This is a genomic window from Carboxydocella thermautotrophica, from assembly GCA_003054495.1.
Classification (GTDB): domain Bacteria; phylum Bacillota.
Window position 1 is genome coordinate 2126102 of record CP028514.1, and the last position, 25893, is coordinate 2151994.

26 protein-coding genes are annotated in these 25893 nt (G+C 48.5%); 6 read left to right on the forward strand and 20 right to left on the reverse strand.

Annotated features, from left to right (window positions below):
- Nucleotides 1–131: 131 nt before the first annotated feature.
- From CTH_RS10575 to CTH_RS14165, 3 genes are all read left to right on the forward strand, one after another.
- On the forward strand, nt 132–1865 hold the full coding sequence (locus CTH_RS10575) for a two-component system sensor histidine kinase NtrB (protein ID WP_159073864.1): 1734 nt from the start codon (nt 132–134) through the stop codon (nt 1863–1865).
- Between the two features lie 16 nt (nt 1866–1881).
- Nucleotides 1882–2349, forward strand: coding sequence for a hypothetical protein (locus tag CTH_RS10580; RefSeq protein WP_107753839.1), 468 nt, complete (start codon nt 1882–1884; stop codon nt 2347–2349).
- Nucleotides 2350–2845: 496 nt separating this feature from the next.
- Nucleotides 2846–3562: an ATP-binding protein gene (locus CTH_RS14165; RefSeq protein WP_159073865.1), complete on the forward strand. Its 717-nt coding sequence runs from the start codon at nt 2846–2848 to the stop codon at nt 3560–3562.
- Nucleotides 3563–3596: 34 nt separating this feature from the next.
- On the opposite strand, the gene CTH_RS10590 is transcribed toward CTH_RS14165, so the two are convergent.
- The 15 genes from CTH_RS10590 to CTH_RS10660 form a co-directional block, all read right to left on the reverse strand.
- The gene (locus tag CTH_RS10590; protein ID WP_318262823.1) at nt 3597–4655 is read right to left on the reverse strand and encodes a Gfo/Idh/MocA family oxidoreductase; all 1059 of its coding nucleotides are present in this window, start codon (nt 4653–4655) and stop codon (nt 3597–3599) included.
- Complete coding sequence (locus tag CTH_RS10595) at nt 4586–5530, reverse strand: transketolase family protein (protein WP_107753843.1); 945 nt, start codon at nt 5528–5530, stop codon at nt 4586–4588. Before CTH_RS10595 ends, CTH_RS10590 begins: the two co-directional genes overlap by 70 nt.
- Before the next feature lie 15 nt (nt 5531–5545).
- Nucleotides 5546–6364, reverse strand: a complete 819-nt coding sequence (locus tag CTH_RS10600) for a transketolase (protein WP_107754323.1) — start codon at nt 6362–6364, stop codon at nt 5546–5548.
- A gap of 22 nt (nt 6365–6386) precedes the next feature.
- A complete protein-coding gene (locus CTH_RS10605) occupies nt 6387–7238 on the reverse strand; it encodes a YitT family protein (protein WP_078664646.1) in 852 nt (283 codons plus the stop codon).
- 68 nt (nt 7239–7306) lie between these two features.
- Nucleotides 7307–8417, reverse strand: a protein-coding gene (prfB, locus tag CTH_RS10610; RefSeq protein ID WP_177592992.1) for a peptide chain release factor 2 whose coding sequence is annotated in 2 segments (ribosomal slippage) — nt 7307–8347 and nt 8349–8417 — 1110 coding nt in all. Because the reading frame shifts where the segments join, the coding sequence is not laid out codon by codon here.
- 1 nt (nt 8418) lies between these two features.
- Nucleotides 8419–11088 (reverse strand): preprotein translocase subunit SecA, encoded by a 2670-nt coding sequence (gene secA / locus CTH_RS10615; protein WP_078664647.1) that lies wholly within the window; start codon nt 11086–11088, stop codon nt 8419–8421.
- 102 nt (nt 11089–11190) lie between these two features.
- Nucleotides 11191–11724 (reverse strand): DUF5317 domain-containing protein, encoded by a 534-nt coding sequence (locus CTH_RS10620; protein ID WP_242947934.1) that lies wholly within the window; start codon nt 11722–11724, stop codon nt 11191–11193.
- Between the two features lie 11 nt (nt 11725–11735).
- Nucleotides 11736–12320, reverse strand: a complete 585-nt coding sequence (locus CTH_RS10625) for an HD domain-containing protein (protein ID WP_159073866.1) — start codon at nt 12318–12320, stop codon at nt 11736–11738.
- Nucleotides 12321–12558: 238 nt separating this feature from the next.
- On the reverse strand, nt 12559–13305 hold the full coding sequence (locus CTH_RS14170) for an HD-GYP domain-containing protein (protein ID WP_159073867.1): 747 nt from the start codon (nt 13303–13305) through the stop codon (nt 12559–12561).
- A gap of 761 nt (nt 13306–14066) precedes the next feature.
- A complete protein-coding gene (locus CTH_RS10635; RefSeq protein WP_078664651.1) occupies nt 14067–14711 on the reverse strand; it encodes a hypothetical protein in 645 nt (214 codons plus the stop codon).
- Between the two features lie 159 nt (nt 14712–14870).
- Nucleotides 14871–15395, reverse strand: a complete 525-nt coding sequence (gene hpf / locus CTH_RS10640; protein ID WP_078664652.1) for a ribosome hibernation-promoting factor, HPF/YfiA family — start codon at nt 15393–15395, stop codon at nt 14871–14873.
- Nucleotides 15396–15488: 93 nt separating this feature from the next.
- Entirely contained in the window at nt 15489–16208 is a 720-nt protein-coding gene (locus CTH_RS10645) for an amino acid ABC transporter ATP-binding protein (protein WP_078664653.1), read from the reverse strand.
- The gene (locus CTH_RS10650) at nt 16195–16875 is read right to left on the reverse strand and encodes an ABC transporter permease subunit (RefSeq protein ID WP_207656839.1); all 681 of its coding nucleotides are present in this window, start codon (nt 16873–16875) and stop codon (nt 16195–16197) included. The genes CTH_RS10645 and CTH_RS10650 overlap by 14 nt, the downstream gene beginning before the upstream one ends.
- A gap of 57 nt (nt 16876–16932) precedes the next feature.
- The gene (locus tag CTH_RS10655; protein WP_107753851.1) at nt 16933–17730 is read right to left on the reverse strand and encodes a basic amino acid ABC transporter substrate-binding protein; all 798 of its coding nucleotides are present in this window, start codon (nt 17728–17730) and stop codon (nt 16933–16935) included.
- A 123-nt stretch (nt 17731–17853) separates the two neighbouring features.
- Nucleotides 17854–18375, reverse strand: coding sequence for a CPBP family intramembrane glutamic endopeptidase (locus tag CTH_RS10660; protein ID WP_079933478.1), 522 nt, complete (start codon nt 18373–18375; stop codon nt 17854–17856).
- 112 nt (nt 18376–18487) lie between these two features.
- Here CTH_RS10660 and CTH_RS10665 point away from each other — a divergent pair, with 112 nt between their 5' ends.
- The 3 genes from CTH_RS10665 to CTH_RS10675 are packed head-to-tail and all read left to right on the forward strand — an operon-like array spanning nt 18488 to nt 21141.
- Nucleotides 18488–19123 (forward strand): DUF4912 domain-containing protein, encoded by a 636-nt coding sequence (locus CTH_RS10665; RefSeq protein ID WP_159073868.1) that lies wholly within the window; start codon nt 18488–18490, stop codon nt 19121–19123.
- Nucleotides 19092–19529, forward strand: a complete 438-nt coding sequence (locus CTH_RS10670) for a DUF4912 domain-containing protein (protein WP_078664657.1) — start codon at nt 19092–19094, stop codon at nt 19527–19529. The genes CTH_RS10665 and CTH_RS10670 overlap by 32 nt, the downstream gene beginning before the upstream one ends.
- A complete protein-coding gene (locus tag CTH_RS10675) occupies nt 19522–21141 on the forward strand; it encodes a glycoside hydrolase family 57 protein (RefSeq protein ID WP_107753855.1) in 1620 nt (539 codons plus the stop codon). Before CTH_RS10670 ends, CTH_RS10675 begins: the two co-directional genes overlap by 8 nt.
- On the opposite strand, the gene CTH_RS10680 is transcribed toward CTH_RS10675, so the two are convergent.
- The 5 genes from CTH_RS10680 to CTH_RS10700 form a co-directional block, all read right to left on the reverse strand.
- Nucleotides 21138–23555: a sugar phosphate nucleotidyltransferase gene (locus CTH_RS10680; protein WP_107753858.1), complete on the reverse strand. Its 2418-nt coding sequence runs from the start codon at nt 23553–23555 to the stop codon at nt 21138–21140. The two genes, CTH_RS10675 and CTH_RS10680, sit on opposite strands and share 4 nt — an antisense overlap.
- Nucleotides 23556–23575: 20 nt before the next feature.
- The gene (locus CTH_RS10685) at nt 23576–24748 is read right to left on the reverse strand and encodes a glycosyltransferase family 4 protein (RefSeq protein WP_174182997.1); all 1173 of its coding nucleotides are present in this window, start codon (nt 24746–24748) and stop codon (nt 23576–23578) included.
- A gap of 80 nt (nt 24749–24828) precedes the next feature.
- Nucleotides 24829–25206, reverse strand: coding sequence for a carbohydrate-binding protein (locus tag CTH_RS10690; RefSeq protein ID WP_318262679.1), 378 nt, complete (start codon nt 25204–25206; stop codon nt 24829–24831).
- Nucleotides 25207–25218: 12 nt separating this feature from the next.
- Entirely contained in the window at nt 25219–25542 is a 324-nt protein-coding gene (locus CTH_RS10695) for a carbohydrate-binding protein (RefSeq protein ID WP_242946644.1), read from the reverse strand.
- A 14-nt stretch (nt 25543–25556) separates the two neighbouring features.
- Nucleotides 25557–25868: a carbohydrate-binding protein gene (locus CTH_RS10700; protein ID WP_107753860.1), complete on the reverse strand. Its 312-nt coding sequence runs from the start codon at nt 25866–25868 to the stop codon at nt 25557–25559.
- Between the last annotated feature and the right edge of the window lie 25 nt (nt 25869–25893).

A 25893-nucleotide genomic window follows, 5' to 3' on the forward strand; every position in this document is an offset into this window, starting at 1 on the left:
GGCATTCCCTGAAAAATATTCGACACCGGGTAGCAAATTCCTTCCCGGTGTCGATGAAATAAATTTCCTGTGTTATAATGATATTATTATAATTAATATTTTCAATTAAGATGTTCAGGAGTGGTCGAACTTTGCTGCAATCCAACCGTTCCATCAAAATACTGGCATTGCTTTATTTTATAATTGGTATTATTTTTCTGACCCAGCATCTGTCCTTCTGGTACCAGCCCCTGAGCAACGAATTGCTCCTATTATTCCTGGCTGCAGGAATTACCACTTATTTATCAGCCCTTAATCTGGGGGTAACATTCAACCTGGTGAGCGGTCTGGATTTTATCTGTTTTTACTTTTTCGGTCCGGCAGCCCTGGTCTGGCTGGGAACAGCAGAAGTTGTTATTGACAATATCAGCCGCAGGGATGGCTGGGTCAAACTGTTGTTCAATCTGGGACAGACGGCAATCTTCCTGACCCTGACAACTACCATCCTGCAAACCCTGAATCAACCTTTCCTATTACCGATATTCATTAACTTTCTATTCTTTTATTTAATCTCTACTGTATTAAATGGACTGCTTTACCTGCCATTGCTTTTACTAAGCGGGCAATATTATTCTTCCTTGCTCGGGAATATTAGCTCAACTTTGTTATTTTCCTTACCCTTTTATTATCTGATTTTTGCTGCCTATCAGGCCGGTCCTACGGAAACCCTGATCCTGGTACCTGCTTTCCTTTATCTGATCAAAAAACTGTTACAACCCACTTTGCCTACAACTCAGCCTGAAGTTCTGGATAATAATGTACTCCTTTATTCACGAAAACACTTATTCTATACTCTGGCCCAATTAGCCCAGAAGAAGCAGTCTTCCCACTGGATTACCCTGCTGGAATTGCCGGACTACAGGGATATTGAAGAAATCCACGGCAGTCTAGCCGCTGAAGATGGATTGCGCCAGTTTGTCCGCTCCCTGTATAAGTCCAATACCAGAATAACTGTCTACCGCTATACCAGCAATCAGCTGGCTATTTTGAGTATGGACCAAATAAAACAACCAGCTGCTGAGCCTCCTTGTCTGGTAGCCACGTTAGCTTTCACTCCCGCTTTGATTTCAGTAGAGGAAATTCTGGATCAGCTGGAACAAAAGCTGGGGGAGTTGCGTCAGGAATATCAGCAGGAAAAAGAAAAACAATTGCAACAGTCCATTCGCCTGGCCACTATTGGCCAGCTGGCCGCCGGTATTGCCCATGAAATCCGTAATCCTCTGACCACTGTCAGCGGCTTTTTGCAGTTACTGGAATGGGGCAGGGAATTACCTGTTGATACGATTAAGATGATGGAGGAAGAACTAGACCGCGTTAACCAGCTGGTTACAGGGTTACTTTATTTATCCAATCCATCCCTGGAACATAAACAAAGGGAAAAGCTGAATTTGAATGAGCTAGTGACCTCAACAGTAGAACTGGTTAAGCCGGAACTTTTACTGCGGGAAATCGAATTGAAAATAGAACTGGATCCCGGTCTGCCTGAGCTTTATCTAAATGCTGCCCAAATTCGGCAGCTGCTTATCAATTTGCTGCAAAATAGCTACCTGGCTGTGGAAAGTAAAGGCTGGATTAAAGTGAAAACCGGTCAGGACCAGGCCCATGTTTTTCTGACCGTACAGGATAGCGGACCTGGCATTGAGCCTGATAAGCGGGAGCTGGTTTTCCAGCCATTCTTTACAACCAGGCCCAATGCGATTGGACTGGGCCTGACTATTTGCCAGCAAATTGCCGCCAATCATAATGGTCAACTGGAACTGGCATCTGAAAGTGACTATACTACATTTATCCTTAAGTTGCCACTGTTTTTAAACATTGTTAGCTAGTGGAGGCTATTTAGCGATGAAATTAGCCTGGTATGCCAAGTTGTATATTTTAATGTTGTTTTTTGCCGGAATACTTTCATTTTTTTACAACTTAAAGCCATTTCATATAGATTTTAATTTTGTAGCATTGTTTTTTTCAGCTATTGTAGTCTCATATATTGGTGTTTTGCCTTTAAAAAATTCAATTAATTTAGTTTCTATACTCTTTCCAGTAATATATTTTAACTATGGAATTATCCCGGTAATAATTCTAGATATAGTTTCAATATTTTTGGATAAATTGATTAATCGTTCAGTATACGTTATCTTTTTTAATATAGGCCAGCTTATTATTTCTAATTTAGGAACTGATTTTTTATACAAGTTAATGAAAGTCTATTTACCAAATTTTGAGCTATTTCACATTATATTTTTTATTAGTGTTTATATAATTATTAATAATATATTAGTTATTTCTATTCTTTGCTGCAGATATTTTCCATAAAAATTTAATTACTGAGTTAGCTACAATTTATAGTCTCTGTATGCCAATCTACATCATTATTTTTTATTCATATAAGTCAAGCCCTTTAATTACGATAATTCTATTCCCATTAATACTTTTTTTCGCAAAAAAAATGTTTCTCAAAAAAATTAAAATCGTTTTTGAAAATGAACTATTGGAAAGTAGATCTTTTCTCTATTCGCGGCAATTCATTTTTCAATTTTTTGTAGACGATAACAACACAGTAAATACTTATTGGTTATACTTAATCGAAGAAATTCCTTCAAAAAATCCACCATCTCAACAAATTAATAATAATTTTATTAAAAATTTACGTAATATTTGTGGTCCACAAATTTATTGTCGTTATACTAATAATCGAATCTTAATAATAAGTAAATTTTCCTTATCGGAAAAATTAATTAATGCTAACTTACAATTTATAGAAATGATACTGGATAAAAGAAAAAATAATCTTGAAAACACTTTAAATGACATGGAACAAAAACTAAACCAGCTTACCAGAAAATCCGCCAAACAACGGGAAATTGCTCTCAGCAATTCAGTGCGCCTGGCCACCATCGGGCAGCTGGCTGCTGGCCTGGCCCATGAAATTCGCAACCCCCTTACTGCTGTTAAAGGCTTTCTACAGCTTTATAGCCTGGGCAACAAACTGGATACTGAAACTATACAGCTAATGAAAACCGAACTCAATCGTATCAACCAGCTGGTCACTGACCTGCTTTATCTTTCCGCTCCTCTCACTGAGCCAAAAAATAAGGAGCAGCATGACCTCAACCAGCTGGTCTGTGAGGTAGCTGAGTTGCTTAAGCCGGAACTCAAGACAGGTGTCCAGTTGAAATTACAGCTTGCTACCCTGCCGCCGGTAGCCATGGATTGCAACCAGATCAAACAGGTCATTCTCAACCTGGTTCAGAATGCCCTTCATGCCGTTTCTAACAGCCAGGGCGAAGTGCTTCTGGAAACTGTTCGGAACGGTCCACAGGTTATAGTGCGGGTAAGAGACAACGGTCCTGGTATTCCTCCTGACTTGCAGGAGCGCATTTTTGACCCTTTCTATACCACCAAAGAATACGGTACCGGTCTGGGACTCACCATCTGTCGCCAGCTGATAAACGCTCATGGCGGTCAAATCCGGATAGATAGCCATCCTGGCCGGACGCTAGTGGAATTTACTCTCCCTCTAAGCTGAAAAGGCTCCTCCTGCATAGCAGGAAGAGCCTTTTTTATAAGTGAACCACCTGTTCCTGTTGTAGAGAAGCAAAGCAGGCTTCCAGTAATCGAGCCTGTTCGATCAGCCGGGACATTGCAGCCCCGTCATTGTCCTCTGTTCGCAAGTTAGCATGATAAACCTGTAGCTGCAACAGATAGGGATCGCCTTGATAGACTTCCTCTTGTTGTTTGCCCCCGGCATCAGTGAACAGGATGATACCCTGGCCGCCGGCTTTATCGGGGCGAAAGGCCCGGGGTAACGTGATCGTTCCCCGTTCGCCGAAAATCTCACAATAATCGCTAAAGGGCTGTTGAAAGCTGAATTGTAATTGGGCTAGAATACCCTTTTCCAGCTTCAAATTGACAGCCGCTGCTATGTCTATTTTGTACTCAGGGTGAAAGACTCCAGTAGCATAAATCTCCTCAGGTTTCATCCCGAGTAGGAAATTCAAGGCATCGAGACAATAGCAACCGATATCAAACAGACAGCCTCCGCCCAATTGTGGATCTAAACGGATATTTTTCTTTTCCCAATTCATAAGATAGCTGAAACCAGCGCGAAAGTATTTGACCTCTCCAATCACACCCTGGGCCAGAAGCATCTTTACCCTCTGAAGCTGCGGATGGTAGCGATACATAAAAGCCTCTGCCAGAAAAACCCCATTCCGTTTACAGACTGAAACCATCTCCTCGGCATCAGCAGCTGTTAAAGCCAGGGGTTTTTCACACAGGATATGTTTTTTCGCTGCTGCGGCCCGAATTACCCACTCTTTATGCAGAGCGTTAGGCAGGGGTATATAGACTGCATCTATTTCGGGGTCCTGCAGTAGTTCCTCATAACTGGAATATACCCTCTTACTGCCCAGCTGCCGGGCCTGTGCCTGCCCTTGTTGACTGGAGCTAGCAACTGCCAGAAGTTCACCATCCTCAGTAACGTGCAAAGCAGGAATGAATTTTTCCCTGGCAATACGGGCCATGCCCAGGATACCCCAGCGAATTCTTTTTATTTTCCTTCCCTCCGTTTCAGGACCCGGAATGCTGCTGCTCTTATAGCTTCTGCAGTCAAACCATATTTTTGCAGAAGTTCGGCCGGTTGTCCCGACTCGCCAAAAGTATCTTTAATCCCTACCCTTTCCACCGGGACAGGATAATGCTCAGCCAGGGCCTCGGTAATAGCGCTGCCCAGACCACCAATGATACTGTGCTCTTCTGCAGTTACTACCGCTCCTGTTAACCGGGCAGCCTGAACCACAGCCTCAGCATCCAGCGGCTTAATGGTGGGCACATTGATGACCTGGGCCTCAATACCGTCAGCTGCCAGGTTTTCTGCAGCATTCAGGGCTTCGGCGACCATGATACCACAGGCAAAAATGGTTACATCCCGACCTGGGCGCAGTTCATAGATTTTGCCGATTTCAAAGCGATAGTTATCCGCATTGACCTGAGGTACTGCCGAGCGGCCAAAGCGGAGATAAACCGGGCCCTGATGGACAGCAGCTGCAAATACTGCCTGCTCCGCTTCTATGCCATCAGCAGGTACAATCACTGTCATTCCTGGTAATACCCGCATCAGGGCTATGTCCTCCACCGTCTGGTGGGAACCCCCGTCCTCGCCAACGGTGATCCCTGCATGAGTAGCGGCAATCTTAACATTCAGCCTGGGATAGGCGATGGAGTTACGAATCTGTTCAAAGGCTCTGCCGGTAGCAAACATAGCGAAAGTACTGGCAAAAGGAATTTTTCCGGCAGCGGCCAGACCGGCGGCAATACCCATGAGATTTTGTTCAGCTATACCAACATTGAAAAAACGTTCCGGAAACACTTTGGCAAAGTCTGCTGTCTTGGTGGATTTAGACAAATCAGCGTCCAGGACCACTACCGCAGGATTCTGGGCTCCCAGCTGGGCCAGCGCTTTCCCATAAGCTTCTCTCGTAGCAATTTTACTCATCTGTCTTCCTCCTCATCAAGCCAATTCAGCCAGTGCTGCTTCAACTTGTTCCGGTTTGGGAGCAGTACCATGCCAGCCTACCTGGTTTTCCATGAAGGAAACCCCTTTACCCTTAATGGTTCTGGCTATGATAATTGTCGGCTGCCCCTTGGTCTGCCGGGCCTGAGCCAGGGCCCCGATTATGGCCGTAATATCATGGCCATCAATCTCCAGGACGTGCCAGCCAAAAGCCCGCCACTTCTCGGCAACTGGTTCGGAATTCATCACTTCGCAGCAGGGCCCATCTATCTGCAGACCGTTATAGTCCAGAATAGCGCACAAATTATCCAGCTTGTAATGAGCAGCAGCCATGGCCGCTTCCCAGACCTGTCCTTCCTGGATTTCTCCGTCACCTAGCAGGGCATAGACCCGCCAGGCAGCCTGATCCAGTCTTGCCGCCAGAGCCATGCCTACGCTGACTGAAAGTCCCTGTCCCAGAGAGCCAGTAGACATTTCTACTCCGGGCAGTTTTTTCATATCAGGGTGACCCTGTAAGCGGGAATTAATGCGACGCAGGGTTAACAGCTCTTCTTTGGGGAAGAAGCCCTTTTCCGCTAGAGCCGCATAGAGAACCGGGGCAGCGTGGCCTTTACACAGTACAAACCTGTCTCGTTCTGGCCAGTGAGGTTGGGCCGGGTCTACCCGCATTTCATGGAAATAAAGGGTAGCCACGATATCCGCAGCCGAAAGGGAGCCGCCGGGGTGTCCGGACTGGGCCGCTCCGATCATACGGATTATTTGACGGCGCATTTCTTTGGCTTTTTCCGCTATCAACCTGACATCTGCCTCTACCATTGTCATCATGCAAAGCCCTCCATTAGTTGAATTTTTTAAATCCTTCGCCCAGAACTTCGTGTACATCTGTAACAATCACAAATGCCTGCGGGTCGGTTTCATAGACCACCTCTTTCAGCCGGCTGACCTCGGATTGACTGACAACAGATAAAAGGACATGCCGACTGATGCCCGTATAGGCTCCTTTACCAGCCAGAGAAGTTACGCCCCTGTCCAGGCGGGTCATAATGTTGCAGGCAATTTCCTCACTGTGATCTGAAATAATAAAAGCTGCTTTCGCCGAGATTATTCCTTCCTGGACCAGATCAATTACCCGGGCTGCCACAAAAACCGTAATCAGCGCATAAAGGGCTTTTTCTACCCCAAAAACCAGGGTCGCCCCCAGGATAACCAGCCCATCAATAAACAACAGAATCTGCCCCAGCGGTAAACCTACAAATTTATGTAATAAGGCCGCCAGTTCATCGGTACCACCGGTACTGCCCTTGCTGCGAAAAACCAGACCAATCCCCGCCCCGGTTACCACTCCGCCATAAAGGCTGGCCAGAAGCAAATTGCTGGTTGCCGGCTGAAGATAGGGAGTAAGCAAATCAACAAAAATAGGCAGGGTAAGGGCACCCAGGAATGTGCGAGCTGCAAAACCCCAGCCCAGAGCCAGCGTACTGGCAATAAACAGGGGAATTTCCATGGCCAGCATCGAGCGGCCAACCGGAAAACCAAACAGCTTATTGAGGATAATGGCGATCCCGCTCACACCTCCGGCTGCAATCTGGTTGGGGGCCAAAAACCAGACTATCCCGGCAGCAGTGATCAGAGAGCCCAGCAGGGTGCCAAGGGATTGCAATATGAATTTGCTTTTTCTCCAGGTTGTCAAGTTATCACCTCATTTAATGTTATCCCCCAAAAGGAAAGGGGAAATGCACTTTCCCCTTTCCCCTCTCTCTATTCCTTGCGCTGGCGGGCCTGTTGAATAAGATAAGCACTGATAAATTCATCGATTTCTCCATCCATTACTGCCTCAACATTGCCGATTTCCACATTGGTTCGATGATCTTTAACCAGACGATAGGGTTGAAAAACATAGGAACGAATCTGACTCCCCCAGGCGATATCCTGTTGCTCTCCCCGTAAGGCTGCCAGTTTGGCTTCCTGTTCCTTCAGTTTCAGGTCCAGGAGTTTGGCCTTTAGCATTTTCATTGCCTTGGTGCGGTTGCTGATCTGACTGCGCTCGCTCTGGCACTGTACCACGATGCCAGTAGGAATATGGGTAATTCGCACAGCCGAGTCGGTTTTATTGACATGCTGTCCCCCCGCTCCCCCGGACCGGTAAGTATCGATGCGCAGATCCTCAGGGTTAATTTCAACCTCAACTTCATCTTCCACTTCCGGTATGACATCCACAGAAGCGAAAGAGGTATGCCTGCGCCCGGAGGCATCAAAGGGGGAGATGCGCACCAGGCGGTGCACCCCTTTTTCTGCCTTTAGATAACCATAAGCATGAGGGCCACTGATTTCCAGGGTAGCACTTTTGATACCCGCTTCATCTCCCGGCAATAAATCCAAAACCTCCACTTTATATCCCCGGTTTTCGGCCCAGCGGGTATACATCCTGAGCAGCATCTGACACCAGTCCTGGGCCTCTGTACCACCGGCACCGGCATGCAGACTGAGCAGAGCATCATTCTGATCATAGGGTCCGGAGAGCAAAACCTCCAGCTCTTTCTTTTCCACCGCCCGGGTCAGCTGCCGGACAGCCTGGGCTACTTCTGCCTCCATCTCTTCCAGGTCTTCTTCCGTTGCCAGCTGGTAGAGGGTCCAGGCATCTTCCCATTCCCGGTATAAGTCCTGGAATTCCCGAATTTGTTCCTGTAAGGAAGTAATCTGTTGCATCAGTTTTTGCGCTTCCTCCGGCTGGTCCCAGAAATCCGGAGCCATTGTTTTCGGTTCCAGTTCCTTCAAACGAGCTTCTTTACCAGCCAGGTCAAAGAGAAACCCTCATTTCTTCCAGTCTTTCCTGCAATTCTTCCAGTGGGCGCTTCCAGTCACCCAGCATGTTATGCACTCCTTCCACAGCAGCGTTTATATTTCTTGCCACTGCCACAGGGGCAGGGATCATTGCGGCCTACTGTCTTTTCACCTCTTACCGGTGCTTTGGGCTGGTCCTGGTAGAGATTTTCCTGGACATCCTGGCGTTCCTCCGGTTCCTCTACCACGGTAAGGCGATAAACATAGCGGACCACATCTTCTTTAATGCTTTCAATCATGTTCTGGAACATTTCATAGCCTTCAAACTTGTACTCAACCAGCGGGTCTTTTTGACCATAGGCTCTGAGACCAATGCCCTGGCGCAGCTGGTCCATGGCATCTAAGTGGTCCATCCATTTTTCGTCTACAACCCGCAGCATGATAATGCGTTCCAGCTCCCGCATGGTCTCCTGGCCCAATGCCTTTTCCTTGTTTTCATAATAAGCCAGGGCCGCTTCCAGCAGCTGGCGGCGGATTTCTTCCCGCCCAACATCCTGCAGAGCTTCCACAGTCAGATTATGCTCTGGCAGATAGAATTGCTCACTGTAGCGTAACAACCCGGCCAGATCCCACTCTTCCGGATGGACACCGGCATTGCAGTAGATATCCAGGGCCCGGTCGATCAGGTCCTCCACCATGCCCAGCACTGTTTCCCGCAGGTTTTCCCCGAACAGCACCCGGCGCCGCTGTTCATAAATCACTTCCCGCTGCTGGTTCATAACATCATCATATTCCAGCACGTGTTTACGAATTTCGAAGTTACGGGCTTCCACCCGCTTCTGTGCTGTTTCCAGGGAACGGGTGACCAGAGGATGTTCGATAGGTACATCTTCTTCCATCCCCAGCTTGTCCATTAAGCCAGCTATATTATCTGAACCGAATTTACGCATTAAGTCATCTTCCAGAGACAGATAAAAGCGGCTGCTCCCCGGGTCTCCCTGCCGGCCAGCCCGTCCCCGCAGCTGGTTATCGATTCGGCGGCTCTCATGCCTTTCTGTCCCGATAATATGCAGGCCACCTAACGCCACTACCTTTTCCTGTTCGGCATCGGTTTCCCGTTTGGCTTCCTCATACAGCCTTAAGAAATGCTCTCTGGCCTCCAGCACTTCGGGAATATTGGGCGGCACCTTTTCCGCTGCCAGATGGACGATTCTTTCATCATAACCCATTTGCCGCAGGCGCTGTTTAGCCAGAAACTCCGGGTTACCCCCCAGCAAAATGTCGGTACCCCGACCAGCCATATTGGTTGCAATCGTTACCGCCCCCAAACGACCGGCCTGAGCTACTATCTCTGCCTCTTTTTCATGGTATTTGGCATTCAGCACCTGATGCGGTACTCCGCGCTTGCGCAGCATCTCACTCAGCATTTCCGATTTTTCAATGGAAGTAGTACCAACCAGAACTGGCTGTCCGGTACGGTGGCGTTCCACTATTTCCTCAACAACAGCCTTGTATTTGGCCTTTTCAGTTTTAAAAATCAAATCCGGCAAATCCACCCGGCGGTTGGGCCGGTTGGTGGGTATGACCACTACATCCAGGTTGTAGATCTTGCGGAATTCCATTTCTTCCGTTGCCGCTGTACCGGTCATACCCGCCAGCTTTTTGTACATGCGGAAATAGTTCTGGAAGGTAATGGTAGCCAGTGTCTGGCTTTCTCGCTCTATTTTTACCCCTTCCTTGGCCTCAATGGCCTGGTGCAGGCCATCACTGTAGCGGCGGCCAAACATCAGGCGCCCGGTAAATTCATCCACGATGATGACTTCCCCATCTTTTACCACATAATCCCGGTCCCGCTTCATCAAGGCCTTGGCCTTGACGGCATTGTGCAGGTGGTGGGTTAACTCCGTATGGTCATCTTCGTAGAGGTTATCCACTCCCAGCATTTTCTCTACTTTCTCGATGCCTTTTTCCGTCATGGCAATAGTATGAGCCTTTTCATCTACGGTATAGTCTTCATTTTCCACCAGCTTTTCGGCAATGCGGGCAAAAACATAGTAGAGGTCAGTTGCCTTGTCCCCGGCTCCGGAAATGATCAGGGGCGTCCTGGCCTCATCTATCAAAATGGAGTCCACCTCATCCACAATGGCATAATTCAAGGGCCGCTGTACCATATGGTCAGCGTGCATAACCATATTATCCCTTAGATAGTCAAAACCGAATTCATTATTGGTACCATAAGTAATATCCGCAGCATAGGCTCGCTTCCGTTCCGCATAATCCAGGCCGTGAACAATCAAGCCAACTTCCAATCCCAGGAAACGATAAACCTGACCCATCCATTCCGAGTCCCGCCTGGCCAGATAGTCGTTTACAGTGACTACATGAACCCCCTTGCCCTCCAGGGCATTGAGATAGGCAGGTAAAGTAGCAACCAGGGTTTTTCCTTCCCCGGTTCGCATCTCCGCAATCTTCCCTTGATGCAATACCATACCGCCGATAAGCTGCACATCAAAATGGCGCATCCCCAGAACCCGTTTGGACGCTTCGCGAACAACCGCAAAAGCCTCTGGTAAAAGGTCATCCAGACTGGCCCCACTGGCCAGCCGTTGTTTAAATTCACCAGTCCTGGCCGCCAGTTCTTGATCAGACAGTTTTTCCATTTCCGGCTCCAAACCGTTAATTACATCCACCACTTTGCGCAATTTCTTAATCTCTCTGGCATTATCGTCTAGTAAGTTTTTTAAAAAATTTAATACCACTCCGTTTGCCCCCTTATAATAACGAAGGAACCCACAAGGGTCCCTTTTGCCTGAACTCTTGCAATATATAATTTTATCATTACCTCAGGATTGACGCAACTTTCAGCTGCTTTTTTTCCGGCCACTGCCCACCATTCCTTCAGCAATAATCCAGAAAAGACCTACCGCCAGCAAGACATCACCAATGCTGAAAACTTCATTCAATCCGGGAATATAAAAAATGTCTCCCAGAAAAGGCAGGGCATCATCTACCTGCAACAGACGGTGGGTACCATCTTCATAGAGGGCCAGCCTCTCCTTGACATGGGCCGGTAAAAAGCGGCCACTGACCGGCATATAACCACCATTAAACAGAATCACCAGGAAGTTAAGAAACAAGCCCAGTCCCAGTATTCTGACCCCAATCAAATGCCGGTTAAGATAGAGCCAGTAGAAAAGAAAAAAATAACTGACCACATGGACCCAGCCCCCCCAGAGAATAACAGGATAAAATCGGGCCCGGGCCAGAATATCCAGCAGAAATTGCAGGGCGAAGGCAATCACCACCAGCATCAATCCCCGTAATTCCAGTTCACCCAGTCTGGCCAGGCTGCCCCGGCGCAGCCAGCCAAAAATCAAGGCAGCCACCAGTGCCATCCAGAACACTTTTATTCCTCCCTCCACCACCCGGAAATAATCAGGTCCACCAGTTTGGGGTCAATCAGCTTGCCTTTCTCCGAGGCGAGGATTTGTTTAATTTCCTCTCTGTTTTTACCCTGAACTAACAATGTATCAACAAAATCAGCTACATGCAAGATGCGTGCAGCTAATTCAATTTTCTCTCCCTGTAAACTAAAGTAACAGTTAGCCCCATCATAGCGCAGATGGTGCATCCCTACCCAGCGGCTGACATCAACCAGAAAAGGAATGCGCTCCAGTATGCGCTGGCCAGCCAGCGCATGCGCATCCTGATCCAGCTCATCGCCTCTTAGAACCAGTTTACCGATATCGTGGTAGAGAGCAGCCCTCCGTAGCTTTTTGCGCTCCGGTTCTGTCATTCCCTTTTGTAAAGCCAGCCAGTCCGCCAGTTGGGCGACCCGCTGGTTATGGCCTTCCTTGCCGTCTACTGTGCGCTCGGTTATAGATGCCAGTACTTCCAGGGTCTGCAGCAACTGAACTTTCATGCGCCGGTAGCTGTAATAGGCATAGCCAGCCAGTGCGAGAGGAATTAGATAAAAACTAAGAAGCATCATCCCTTGTGTTATGCTGGTTTGCCATTTAACTGAGAGTAGAGCAATTGCAAGAAAACTGAATGATATTAAAAGCAAAGTTTCTCTATTTTTCGACAACAGATACCATAGAAAAAAGCCCTTCCCGTTGGCTTGGGACGGCTTTCTGCCTGATTGCATATAGCCTTACTCTCCTTGTTTCGCATTTAGCTCACTCCACTGTAAGGCTTTCTATGTACCGCATCTCAATTTATGTAAATGTCTATTCTTCCGCTTGTGCTGCTGCTATTTCACCCCTGGCTGCACCGGTTTCTATTTCCGTTAGTATTTGTTTTTCCCACTTCGGGGCTAACCGCTTTTCCCAGGCCTGCACAAATGCCTGAACCACCTGGCTGTCCAGTTCAGCACCACCGCATTTTTGCAGTTCCTGAATGGCCTCCCGGGGAGACCGTCCAGCCCGATAGACCCGGTTAGAAGTCATGGCATCAAAGCAATCTGCCACTGCAATGATTCTGGCACCCATGGGAATTTCCTCACCTTTTAGTCCATCAGGATAGCCGGAGCCATCCATGCGTTCATGGTGGTGGCGGACCATAAGATAAGCATCTCCCAGATTTTTGACCTGTTTGATAATCTCTGCCCATACTACGGCGTGGTCCTTGATGCGATTATATTCCTGGGGGCTAAGACGGGTGCTTTTGTTAAGGATAACATCAGGAATGGCAATTTTGCCAATATCATGGAGCAAAGCCATATAGCGCAAAGTCTCAATTTTATGTTCCGGCCAATCCAGTTCCCGGGCGGTTTCCACTGCAAATTCAGCTACTCGCTCGGAATGTCCTTTGGTATAGAGATCCTTGGCCTCAATAGCGGTAACCAGGGCCTGGACTGTGTCCAGGTACATTTGCCGGGTGTCCATGTAGAGTTTGAAGGAATGACGGGCCAGCATGAGGGGCAGGATGAAAAGAATTATCCCCACTGCCCCCCATGTTTCATAGATCTTGGCCATTAATATCCCCATAGGTGTAAGGGCTATAAAATTAGGTGCCACCCATTTAAAATTCAACATCCATATACCATATGGTTTCGCATTTTGGCTTAATGCTAAAACTATCGTAACCAGCGATAAATTGATAATAACATGACAAAAAGCAGCAATTATTGTCGCATATACTGCACCAAGCTTAATTAATCCAATTTTAATAATGCCTGAGAATGTTATTGAAATTATTAATTGACTAAAGTTAAAAAAAGTCTTAATTATTTTTTTGTTCTTTGATTTGAGGTGAATCAAGCATTCGCCTATAAAAACGGTAAAAATAGCAACGGGTAAATCAAATAAATATAAAATAGCAACAGTAAGAGCTATACTTACAGATACACTGCCACCTCTAGGCAAATGTACCGGAAACAACTCAATTATGAAATAAATCAGAGAAAAAATAATAGTATTAATTATTGTTTTCTGGCTGAAATTGATGCTATTAAGTGTATATAAAAGAATGACACCCGTTACTATACTCAAAATTACCACATACCAGTTTAAAAGCTTCGCTTTTATAGGCTCTTGCATAAACTCACCTCAATCGGTTCTAAAGAGTTACCATCTCGCGTTTGCCCCACCTACCAGTACAACAGCGATCAGAGCCAATACAACTTTCAGTACTTTTTGCATCGCGGTACACCTCCTTCTGTTTTTTTATTTCAGGTGACCGCTCCTCTCACTCTCATTTATGCCATGTCTCCCATCAAGGAGACGAATGGCCCTGTTTAGGGTTTAACCAGCAATGACAGACGCCGGTTTACGGCATTGAGGGTAGCCTTTACCACAGTCTCCCACTCATCAACCCGGACGTAGGCGGAACCAATCAAGGCCTCTTCCTCTTCCGGGGTAACCAGGGTCACAGCTACCACTGCGGCTTGCTTGCGTCCCAGATGAATGATGGCTACATCATCCACCGCGAAGGTGCAATTGCCGCGCAGATAGCGCTCCAGCGCATCCAGAGTGGCCTGAGCCACCAGGCGCAGTTTATTGTTATAGGCTCCCGGGCCCTGGGCTCGACCAAACATGGTATCATCACCGAGCTGAAGTTCCACTTCCGCCTTGGCTTGTACCCCTTCAGTAAACAGCTCAGCCCGTATCAGTTTGGGGCGAACCTCGGTGACGGGAATCTCTTCTTCATTAGCCATTTGAGCTACGGAAATTTTCTTGTGGTCCAGGGCCACGCCAAACTGGGCCATCACCGCCGATTCTATATCCCGCACCAGTTGTTTGGGGCTGCGGTTTTGCTTGGCCAGAACATGGACTTCCTGAACTTCACCGTATTCATTGGAAACTATTTTAGCAGAAACTACATCCTTTATCTGGCGAATAATAGCTTCAAATTCTCTGATCATTTCCGGAGTTACACCCATTTTCTATCATCCGTCCTCTCCTGGTATTCTCGCTCACTCTCGATTAGTGTAATATTTTCTACAAAATTTCAATTTTTCCTGCTTGTTAATTCAAAAAATACAACTTTTTTAAAAAAGGCCAGTCCCTGTGGACCGGCCTATTTCCTTACTGCCAAAACTTTAAAATTCAGGTTCGATCAGACCATATTTGCCATCGCGCCGCCGGTAAACCACATTCACCTCATTGGTATCTGCATTACGGAAAACGTAGAAGGAATGACCTACCAGATTCATTTGCAAAATGGCTTCCTCGACAGGCATCGGTTTGACCGCAAAGCGTTTGGTCTTGACCACACTGTCATCAATATCGGCTGTCTCCACATCAGCTGCCACTGGCTCCAGGGAAGCCAGGTTGCGCAGCTTTTTGCTGAGGCGGGCGCGATATTTTTGAACCTGACGTTCCAGCTTTTCCACCACCAGGTCGATAGAAGCATACATATCATTGCTGGCTTCCTCGCCGCGGATAATCATACCTTCAACGGGAATGGTCACTTCTACCCGATGCATGTTCTTTTCCACTACCAGAGTTACCTGCACATTCGTTATTTCACCCAGATATTTCTCCAGCTTACCAATCCGCTTTTCCACATAATCTCTGAGTGCGTCCGTTACTTCAATGTTTTTCCCCCGTACAACAAACTTCATAACAGTCACTCCTTTCTCGTCTGTAAGTATAATATTTTCTGTTTGCCTGTTAAAAAATCCTGCTAATTTAAAACAGAAAGTAGAAAATTTTTCTTACAGAACTTTGCTGAGAAAAGAGCGAGTCCGTTCCTGCTGGGGGTTCTGGAAAATCTGTTCCGGGGTTCCTTCTTCCACTATCCGCCCTTCATCCATAAAGATGACCCGGTCACCCACTTCCCGGGCAAACCCCATTTCATGGGTAACCACCACCATGGTCATCCCTTCCCGGGCCAGATCCTTCATTACGTTCAGTACCTCACCCACCATCTCCGGGTCAAGCGCAGAAGTGGGCTCATCAAAAAGCATTACTTTGGGCCGCATGGCCAGGGCCCGGGCAATCGCCACCCGCTGCTGCTGACCGCCGGAAAGCTGGTCCGGATAGGAATCGGCTTTGTCGGAAAGGCCGACTTTAGCCAGCAGTTCCCGGGCGATTTTTTCCGCTTCTGCCTTACTCTGCTTCCGAACCTGAATGGGCGCCAGGGTAATGTTCTGCAAAGCGGTCATATGGGGAAAAAGATTGAAGCGCTGAAAAACCATGCCCACTTCCTGGCGAATGGCATTGATGTTGGCCTTGGAGGTGAGAGGAATATTGTCCACGATAATTTCACCAGCAGTAGCTTCTTCCAGTTTATTGATACAACGCAACATGGTGCTTTTGCCGGAACCGGAAGGACCGATAACCACCACCACTTCCCCCTCCCGGACATGGAGGTTGATGTCCTTTAACACTTCCAGGTCACCGAAGCGTTTATAGAGGTTTTTAATGACGATCACTGACCCTCAACCTCCTTTCCATATAGGCCACCCACCGGGAAATGGTCATGGTCATGATAAGATAGATCACAGCAACTGCAATATAGATTTCAAAGAACTTGTATTCCCGGCCAGCTACGTTCTTGGCCTGCATCATCAATTCCGGCAAAGCGATGACGGAAACCAGGGATGAGTCCTTGAGCAAAGCTATAAATTCATTGCCCAATGGCGGAATTACCCGTTTAAAAGCCTGAGGAAGGATAACAAAACGCATTGCCTGGCCATAGGACATGCCCAGGGAGCGGGCTGCTTCCATTTGCCCTTTATCAATAGACTGAATACCGGCCCGGAAGATTTCCGCCACATAGGCACCGCTATTGAGGGTAAAGGCAAGAATACCGGAAAGAAAAGGATTAGGAACATATTCCCAGGAAGTTCCCTGGACCAGCTGGGGTATACCGTAATGGATGATCAAGATCTGTACCAGCAAAGGAGTTCCGCGGAAAAAGTCCACATAGGCAGCAGCTCCCCAGGACAGGACCCGCCAGTGAGACAGGCGACAGAGGGCCAGGAACAGGCCCAGGAAAGTGCCGAGGAACACTGAAACAATGGTCAATTCCAGCGTCAACCAGGTGCCCTGCAGCAAAACCGGCAGGTTACGCAGGGCAATGCCAAAATCCAAATCCAGCATACTTTTTCCTCCATCGATGAAAAAAGCAGGGAAATCCCTGCTTTTTATTTATTTTTAAACGCCAAAGTATTTTTTATACAGTTCGTCATATTTGCCGCTTTCTTTTACCTTCTTCAAACCTTCGTTGATTTTGTTCAACAGCTCGGTGTTTTCCTTTTTAACCGCAATACCATAGTTGTCTTCCTGCGGAAATTTGGGGTCAAAGTAAGTCACTTTAGCATTGGGGTTCTTTTTGATGAACTCCAGCACCACCGGGCTATCAGCCACTACAGCCTCAACCCCGCCATTAACCAGCTCAGTCAAAGCGGCCGGGGTAGTATCAAAAGTACGGATATCAGCCTTGTTCACACCGGGAATTTTTTCAGCAGCAAAATGACCGGTGGTATTGAGCTGAACCCCGATTTTTTTACCTACCAGGTCTTCAGGCTTGCTGTAAGGAGCCCCTTCCCTAATGGCAATATACTGAACAGCCTTGAAGTAAGAGTCAGAGAAGGAAACTTCCCTGGCTCTTTCCTCGGTAATGGTCATGGCTGAAATGACAGCATCAACACTACCACTCTTTAACCCGGGAATCAGGCCATCCCAGCCTATGTTTTTCATTTCCACTTCCAGACCAACGGCTTCACCAATGGCCTGCATTAATTCGGCATCGAAACCGACGATTTTGCCAGTACCTTCTTCTACATATTCGAATGGAGCATAAGCTGCATCAGTACCGACAACAATTTTCTGCTTGCCACCTTCATTTCCTTGTTTTTTCTCCTGGGTAGCCTGTCCGCCGCCACAACCGGCCAGAGTCAGCACCAGGCTGGCTGCAAGCAACATGGAAGCCAGCTTTTTGTAAAATACCATGTTATCAGTCCTCCAAAGCCTTGTATTTATTCTGTACGTTTTATAATTATACATCTGCCGTGCACAAAAATCAATAAAATTTTATGTTTATTCATCCCAAAAAGACAACCTTTGACCCTGCAATTATTGCCAGTAAGCGAAAAATACCAGCAAATTCCACGAAGTGTGCGCCAACCAGGGGTAAAAAATCGCCCTTTCCCTGTAAAAAAGCCAGAACAGGACCATCCCAGCCAGGGTAAAAGGCAAAAGCAACCAGCCACCACCATGAAAAGCGGCAAAAATCAGCCCATTCCCACAGGCTGCCGGCCAGAATGAGAACCGGTTTAGCAAAAAATTGCCCAGCAGACCGCGAAAGAAAATTTCTTCCACCAGTGGTCCCAGGCCAATCAAAGCCAGTGCCGGCCAGTACCAGTTTGTACTCAATCCCAGTTGTTCCACTGCTTGCTGGCGAGGAAAATAGGGAGCCAGCCAGAGCATCCCCTGGCCAATGAGTAAACCGCTTAATACCGCAATCATTCCCAGTTTAGCCCTGAAACCCTGAGTGGGAAAAAATTTTATTCTTTTTTTGCTGATAAGCTGCAATATAATTAAAAAAAACAGCCATAATATTTGTTGGTTAAACATTTCCTGCCAGTAATTTTTCATCTTACTATCCCTTCCTTCAGCTTCCTCCTGACTGCAGACATAATGGACTTTGAGCGGGGCAATACTAAATAAAGCTTAAGAATGGCAAATTTGCAGCAAAGGAGGATGCGGGGTGACTACCATCGATTGGTTGATTTTTTTCACCGGCCTGCTGGCTCTAGTGGCTCTTTTGTATTATCTTTTCATCCCCACCTGGCCCAGGCCAGCGCCCAAACCTGAACGGCAGGACCAGGAGTTCGCCAGTGAACTGGCCCCAGCCTTCCCGGTCAAAGAAATTGTAACAGATTTGCCCACCTATTACCAGGGAGATAATCGGCTAGTAGCTGTGGCCCGCGACCCGGAAACTATTTTTGTCTACTGGCAGCTGGATCCGGTTTACCTGGAAAGCCTGGAGGCGGAATTACCAGCCCTGAAAAGCGGCATAACCCAGCTTCGTCTTTATCGATATGATGAAACTACCGGGCAATGGCTGCTGGAAGATTGTAAAAACCTGACCAGTTTTGTGACCAGTTTTTATTTCCATCTGGCCCGCCCCGATGCCAGATATAAGGTGGAGTTAGGGCGATTGCTCAACAATCAACTCTTTTATTGCTTGCTGGTTAGCAATGAAGTAGTTACACCCAGAGCTTATTTTTCAGCTCTGATTGATGAGAACTGGCCCCCCTTGCTGCCTTTATATCAACAATTACCGCAGAAAGAAAGGATGATTGGCTCCTATGTCCATTTCACAATTGCCCCAGATGTATGAGGAGAACCGTCTGGTCCTGTTAACCCGGGATCCCTGGTGGCTGTTTGCCTACTGGGACCTGCGCCATCCTATCGGGCCGCCTGATTTGCCCCGGTTTATTCGCCTTTATCGCGGGGGCTTGAACGGCCCCCATTTTGATTATCCGGTACATCCCATGGCCAACAATTATTACCTGCGGGTTCCGGCCGCTAACTCCACATATGTCGCCCAGCTGGGGCATCTGGAACAGGGGCAGTTTGTACCCTGGCTTACCTCCAATCCCGCCCTGACCCCGCGGGCAGAAGCCTCCGGCCGCTGGGATCCCGACTGGCCCCCTCTGGGCGTAGGGCCGGAAATTAAAGCCGGTACAGCTTCAGGCTGGGGAACTTCGCCCGGTTTCTGGAAAGCAGGTGAAAAACATGCCTAAAGGCTATTTGGCTTTAGTGTTACATGCCCATTTACCCTATGTCCGGCATCCGGAAGATCCTGATGCTCTGGAAGAACGCTGGCTGTTTGAAGGCATCACTGAAACTTATATACCTTTACTGGCCAAATTTGAAAAACTGGTGGAGGATGGGGTGGATTTTCGGCTGACCATGTCTTTCAGCCCCACCCTGACCTCCATGCTCCTGGATCCTCTGTTGCAAGAAAGGTATTATGTTTATTTAAGCAAATTAAGAGAGCTTATCTACAAAGAACTGGACCGTACCTATGGCGATCCTCGTTTCCATCGCCTGGCTCAGATGTATCATTATCTGGTTAACCAGTGTTTTTATTATTTCTTTGAAAAATATGCCGGTAATTTATTAACCGGCTATCGTCGCTTACAGGAAGCCGGACGATTGGAATTGATCACCTGTGGTGCTACCCATGCCTATTTCCCTTTAAATGGTTTGACCCGTCAGGCTGTACGGGCCCAGGTGGCTCTGGCCGTAGAAAACCACTGGCGGGTGTTTGGCAGTCAACCCCAGGGGATGTGGTTGCCAGAGTGTGCCTATCATCCCGGAGATGATGAATTTCTGGCGGAATTCGGCATTAGATACTTTTTCCTGGATACCCATGGTGTATTGTTTGCTTCCACCCGACCCCGTTACGGGGTCTATGCTCCCATTGTCACTCCCGCCGGGGTAGCAGCTTTCGGACGGGATGTGGAATCTTCCAAACAGGTCTGGAGTGCCGATGAAGGTTATCCCGGCGATTTCGATTACCGGGAATTCTACCGGGACATCGGTTATGATTTGGATTATGACTATATCAAGGACTATATTCACCCCTCCGGTATCCGCTTACATACCGGCATCAAATATTACCGGATTACGGGCAAGAAGAGCGAATGGAAAGAACCCTATGTGCCCGAGTGGGCTACAGAAAAGGCAGCCATCCACGCCGGCAACTTCATGTTCAACCGGGAACGCCAGGTTGAATACCTGGCGTCCCTGATGGACCGTAAACCCATTGTGGTAGCTCCCTATGATGCGGAATTGTTCGGTCACTGGTGGTTTGAAGGGCCTCAGTTCCTGGATTTTCTCTTGCGTAAAATCCATTATGATTCCAAAATCCTGAAAACTGCTACCCCTTCTGACTATCTGGCCGAATATCCCCGTAATCAGGTTACCGAACCCTGCATCTCTTCCTGGGGCCATAAAGGATACCATGAAGTGTGGCTGGAAGGCAGTAATGACTGGATTTATCGGCATTTACACAAAGCCGCCGAACGGATGACCGAATTGGCCCGCCGGTTTACTAATCCTACGGCAGAACAGGAACGGGCCCTCAACCAGGCCGCTCGTGAACTCTTACTGGCTCAGGCTAGTGACTGGGCCTTTATTATGAAAACAGGCACCATGGTGAATTATGCCATCAGACGTACCAAAAATCATATCCATAATTTCACCAGACTTTATGAACAATTGTTGCAAAACCAGCTGGATCTCCACTGGCTTCAAGAACTGGAAACTAATAACAATCTTTTCCCCTGGCTCAATTACCGCATTTATGCCTGGGAAGCTCCTCCTCAAAAAGCGAGGGCGTCGGTTTAACCGACACCCTCGCTTTCTTTCTGGATTTCCGTAATTTTTTGCAGCAACTGCTCAGTCAAGCTTTCTGCTATTTCCATGTCAGGTCCTTCCGCATAAATACGGCAAACGGGTTCCTCCGAATCGGGCAAAACCAGGGCCCAGGCGCCATTGTCCCAGAGCTTGATGCCATCCAGCAACTCCAGCTCCCGATCCTGCAATTCTTCCATCAAGCGACGCATGACCAGGCCCTTGGCTTCCCAGGGACAGGCAGTGGATTTAGCAACCCAGTTAAAGTCAGGCAGCTCCTGTAACAGCCTTTCCAGCCCTTGCTCTTCCGCCTGCCTGAGCAGAACCAGCAGGGTATAGAGATCATCGGCCAGCAGGTAGAACCCCTCTTCATCCTGCGCCCACTGATTCTGAATCAGGCCGGGATTAGTCTTGACCGGCTGAATCACCGCCCCCCGCTCCTGCAGGCGGCGGGCCAGGGCCTGGGGCCAGTGAACAGGATAGGGAATAACAGCTTGCTCTTTCCTTTGGGCATAGAGCCAGGTTTTCAGTATCTGAACCTGAGCGGGAGCCAAATACATTCCCCCGGGCAGAACCAGGGACAATCGTTCCCCTTCTTCCCCAAACCAGAGCCCCAGGTCCAATCTTTCTGTTTGTACCAGACTGATCAGCTGTTCCAGCTGCTGTTCCCCGTCCTGGAGATAGATGAGACGAAAACCGGTATCCTGAAAGATCCGGGGTAAAATCTGGGCCAGAGCCGGAGTCAGGGCCCCTACCCCAATTCGCCATTGATAATTTTGTCCCCGCGGACGGAAATTGAGCAAAAAGCCGGTATATTCATCCAGTCCACTGGGCAAAGGCATAACCCGCCCCAGATGTCCGGCAGCTGTGCGCCGCATCCCTTCCCGTCCCAGCAGATTTTCCACCTTGCGTTCTTCTGCCGGAGTTAAGCTGGCTCCCTGCTGATTGAGGAGCAAAACCCGGGCCCGGTTGCCCTGCCCGCTGCCCTGAATATGCACCCCGCCACTGGCAGCCAGACTGCGAATCAAGTAGCGGCTGGCACCACCGGTCAGAATGCCGGCATCCCAGACCACCATCCCTGCTCCCAGCAATCCCGCCAGAACAGCATGTTTCAGCATTGCTGCCGCCGGAGAATGGTCAGTGCTGACTAACAGGGCAGTTTCCGGCTGGAATAGAGTGGCAAAAGCAGCCGCCACTTTCACCGCCTGTTCCGGAGTCAGTTCCCGGTTAATTTCTCCCACAATCCCCTCGCGCCCGAAGAGCGTACGGGGCTGGCGTTCTCCCCAAACCAGGTTTTCCCGCAGGCGGGCTCCGCTTTCCACCCGTTTCTGGGGCCAGATTTTTACCCCGGCATCTACATAAACCCGTTCGCCCAGTACCGTACCATCTCCGATCACCGCACCTTGATAAATCCGGCTCCCCTGACCCACCTTTACCTGACGGCAGAGGATAGCCCCGCGGATTTCTGCTCCGGCACCTATATTTACCCCTTCCCAGAGAACAGCCCGTTTAAGGCTGGCTTTGCTGCCGAGATGACAATTGCGGCCAATCACCGTAAAAGGCCCCACATAGGCCTCCGCATCAATAACGGTATCCGCTCCGATAAAAGCCGGCCCTTCCAGATAGGCCCGGGGATGGATTTTTGCCTCTGCCTCAGCCCAGACCCCCGGAGCTACCTGTTGACCGCCCAGTTCCAGCTGCACCCCACCGGCCAGCACGGCATAATGGGCTTCTGCATATTGTTGCAAATTGCCGATATCACACCAGTACCCCGCCAGGATACAGCCGAAGAGCGGTCTCCCTTCCGCCAGCAAGCGGGGAAAGAGATCTTTACTGAAATCAAACTGCTGACCTGCCGGAATATATTGCAATACCCGGGGTTCCAGGATATAGATCCCGGTATTGACCGTATCACTGAAAACCTCACTCCAGCTGGGTTTTTCCAGGAAACGATAGATACTGCCATTTTTATCAGTCATCACTACCCCGTATTCCAGAGGTGTCTGGACCCGGGTCAAAACCAGGGTTGCCCAGGCACCCTTTTGCCGATGAAACTCAATGGCCCGGCTCAGGTCAAAATCCGTCAGCGCATCACCACTGATAACAATAAAAGGTTCATCCAAAAATTCTTCTGCATTTTTGACACTGCCAGCAGTGCCCAGGGGAGTTTCCTCCAGAAAATAGCGCATTTCCACCCCCCAGTCACTGCCATCGCCAAAATATTCCATAATGGCCTCCGGCAGATACTGCAAGGTAACCCCAATCTGACGGATGCCATGTTTTTTCAGGAGATTGACAATGTGTTCCATCACCGGCCGGTTCAGTAAAGGCGTCAGAGGTTTGGGCCGGTCACAGGTTAATGGTCTCAGTCGGGAACCTTCCCCTCCCGCCATAATAATGGCTTTCATAGCCAGACCTCCGTTCTCTATTATTGTTCTGCCAGAATTTCTTCATAAACTGCTACCGTAGTGCGGGCAATTTTGTCCCAGTTATAGATTTCCAGCACCTCCCGGTAGGCCCTTTCTTCCACCTGCCGGGCAAAGGGCGGATCACAGAGAATTTTCAGCACATTATCGGCCAGGGAATCAGGAGAACCTACATAGCATTTCAAACCATTTACGCCATGTTTAATAATTTCCCCCAGTCCACCGGTATCACTGACTACCACTGGCGTCCGGGCCGCCATAGCTTCCAGGGCCACAATACCAAAAGGTTCATACAGGCTGGGAAAAACCGCAACGGAAGCAGAACGGTACAGTTTATTACGGGTCACATCATCGATATAACCGGTAAAATAAATTCTCTCTGTCACGCCCATCTCCCAGGCCTTTTGCCGCAAATAACCTTCCGCCGGCCCTCGACCGGCGATAACGAACTTGGTCTGGGGATGGTAATGGAGAATTTTCGGAATGGCATCCAGCAAGACATGCGCCCCTTTTTCATGCACCAGCCGTCCTACGAAAAAGACGATTTTTTCGGTAGGATGGGCATATCGATTGCGAAAATCCGGTTCAGGTTCGGTTTGAAAATCCTCCGGCCTTACGCCGTTCGGTATGATACGGATTTTGTCTTCCGGCAGAGAGAATATGTATCTCACCTCATTATGCATATATTGACTGCAAACAATCACCCGCCAGGCTTCATAAGTCAGCCACCACTCCACATCACTGATATAGCGCTGGTTATCATCATGCAGCCCCCAGTTGCGCCCGAATTCAGTGGCATGAATGGTAGCTACCAGTGGAATGTTCTGAGCGTGTTTAACCGCCCGGCTGACATATGCAGTTAACCAGTCATGGCAGTGAACAATATCCCAGGGGGCTGATTGGCTATCCCGCAAAGTCATGGTGAATTCCAGCATGGCCAGGTTCAACTGCAAAATCCAGGTGCGAAAATCCGGAGCCCGCAAATGATATGGCTGGACGCGATAAACCTCCACCCCCTCTATATTTTCATAGGCAGGCAGGTTATCTCCCCCGCAGGTGACAACCTGAATTTCATGGCCCTGTTTGGCCGTGGCCAGAGTCAAATCATGCACATGCCGGGCCAGACCGCCTACGCTTTTGGGCGGAAACTCCCAGGAATACATTAATATACGCACTGTCATCCCCCTTTCGTTCTGGATTTACTTGATTAGTTTATCCAGCGGGACGGAAAAATATGATAAAAAAAGGGCATGGTTTACACCATGCGCCCATTGTGAACAATAAAGGACCAGTTATTGCCATTGTTATTATCCCAGTTATTGGCACTGTCCTTGAAGCAGAAATTAAGCCTGGTCCCTTCGGCCACGGTTATGGTTTTTTCCCAGCCATGGCCGGTAAAATACATGGGATAGTCGGTTACCATCTGCCAGTTGTCATTGGAACCATACCCTACATGCAGGTAGATTTGCTGGGCTCCGCTTTTAGCCAGCAGGCCGTTATACAGGATTGTCACTTCCTGACCAGCCGTAATCGGGGTAGGATCCACAGTCACACCGCCCTGTAGCTGGCTTCCTGCCATCTCCTTCAAGCGGTGATCACTATCGCGGAAATTGGTGTGTTTCATTTCCACCATCATTTCACCTCCTCAGGAGATAACTTCCAGCCGCCAATTGTGGCCATTGTTGTTATCCCAGTTATTGGCCGCATCCCGGAAGCAAAAATTCAATTCATGGACATCCTGGACCTGGATGGTATTTTCCCAGCCCCGGGCAGTCCGCACCATAGGCATGTCCAGGGAATCATGCCAGTCCGGACCATAGCCGGCATGCAAATATACCTGGCTAGCACCGCTATTGGCCAGGAGGCCATTGTAGATAATGGTCACTGAACCCCCGCGGGCTACCGGCAGGGGCCCGGCTACTACACCATTGACCAGGTGCCCTGTGCCCTCAATGGCGATATGATGCACCGTCTTCACCTCCATTAGGCTCGCAAATTGTTGTTGATAGCTACTGACCAGTTGAGGCCATTATTGTTATCCCAGTTATTGGCACTGTCCTTGAAGCAGAAATTGAGGCTGCCGGGATGTTCTACTGACAGCACCTTCTGCCAGCCATTGGCCGTTTTCTGCATGGGGTAATCACAAACATATTCCCATTTATCCCCATAACCCACATGCAAGTACACCTGGTCAGCTCCCGACCGGGCCAGTAAGCCATTGTACTGAATCCGGACCAGATCACCCGCCTTGATAATGTCCGGAGTAACCTCAATTCCCTGTTGTTCAATCCGCATATAAATCACCTCCGGCATTAGTATG

Bases quoted from the DNA above. Each gene is read 5' to 3' on its own strand.
- CTH_RS10635 (WP_078664651.1), bottom strand. From the start codon at position 14,711: ATGGGTGTAACTCCGGAAATGATCAGAGAATTTGAAGCTATTATTCGC.
- CTH_RS10620 (WP_242947934.1), bottom strand. From the start codon at position 11,724: ATGGCACTGGTGGCTGCCTTGATTTTTGGCTGGCTGCGCCGGGGCAGC.
- CTH_RS14170 (WP_159073867.1), bottom strand. From the start codon at position 13,305: ATGGCCAAGATCTATGAAACATGGGGGGCAGTGGGGATAATTCTTTTC.
- CTH_RS10680 (WP_107753858.1), bottom strand. From the start codon at position 23,555: ATGAAAGCCATTATTATGGCGGGAGGGGAAGGTTCCCGACTGAGACCA.
- CTH_RS14165 (WP_159073865.1), top strand. From the start codon at position 2,846: ATGGAACAAAAACTAAACCAGCTTACCAGAAAATCCGCCAAACAACGG.
- CTH_RS10690 (WP_318262679.1), bottom strand. From the start codon at position 25,206: ATGGTGGAAATGAAACACACCAATTTCCGCGATAGTGATCACCGCTTG.
- CTH_RS10670 (WP_078664657.1), top strand. From the start codon at position 19,092: ATGTCCATTTCACAATTGCCCCAGATGTATGAGGAGAACCGTCTGGTC.
- CTH_RS10580 (WP_107753839.1), top strand. From the start codon at position 1,882: ATGAAATTAGCCTGGTATGCCAAGTTGTATATTTTAATGTTGTTTTTT.
- CTH_RS10660 (WP_079933478.1), bottom strand. From the start codon at position 18,375: ATGAAAAATTACTGGCAGGAAATGTTTAACCAACAAATATTATGGCTG.
- CTH_RS10700 (WP_107753860.1), bottom strand. From the start codon at position 25,868: ATGCGGATTGAACAACAGGGAATTGAGGTTACTCCGGACATTATCAAG.
- hpf (WP_078664652.1), bottom strand. From the start codon at position 15,395: ATGAAGTTTGTTGTACGGGGGAAAAACATTGAAGTAACGGACGCACTC.
- CTH_RS10675 (WP_107753855.1), top strand. From the start codon at position 19,522: ATGCCTAAAGGCTATTTGGCTTTAGTGTTACATGCCCATTTACCCTAT.
- CTH_RS10595 (WP_107753843.1), bottom strand. From the start codon at position 5,530: ATGAGTAAAATTGCTACGAGAGAAGCTTATGGGAAAGCGCTGGCCCAG.
- CTH_RS10655 (WP_107753851.1), bottom strand. From the start codon at position 17,730: ATGGTATTTTACAAAAAGCTGGCTTCCATGTTGCTTGCAGCCAGCCTG.
- CTH_RS10600 (WP_107754323.1), bottom strand. From the start codon at position 6,364: ATGGTAGAGGCAGATGTCAGGTTGATAGCGGAAAAAGCCAAAGAAATG.
- CTH_RS10625 (WP_159073866.1), bottom strand. From the start codon at position 12,320: ATGATGCTTCTTAGTTTTTATCTAATTCCTCTCGCACTGGCTGGCTAT.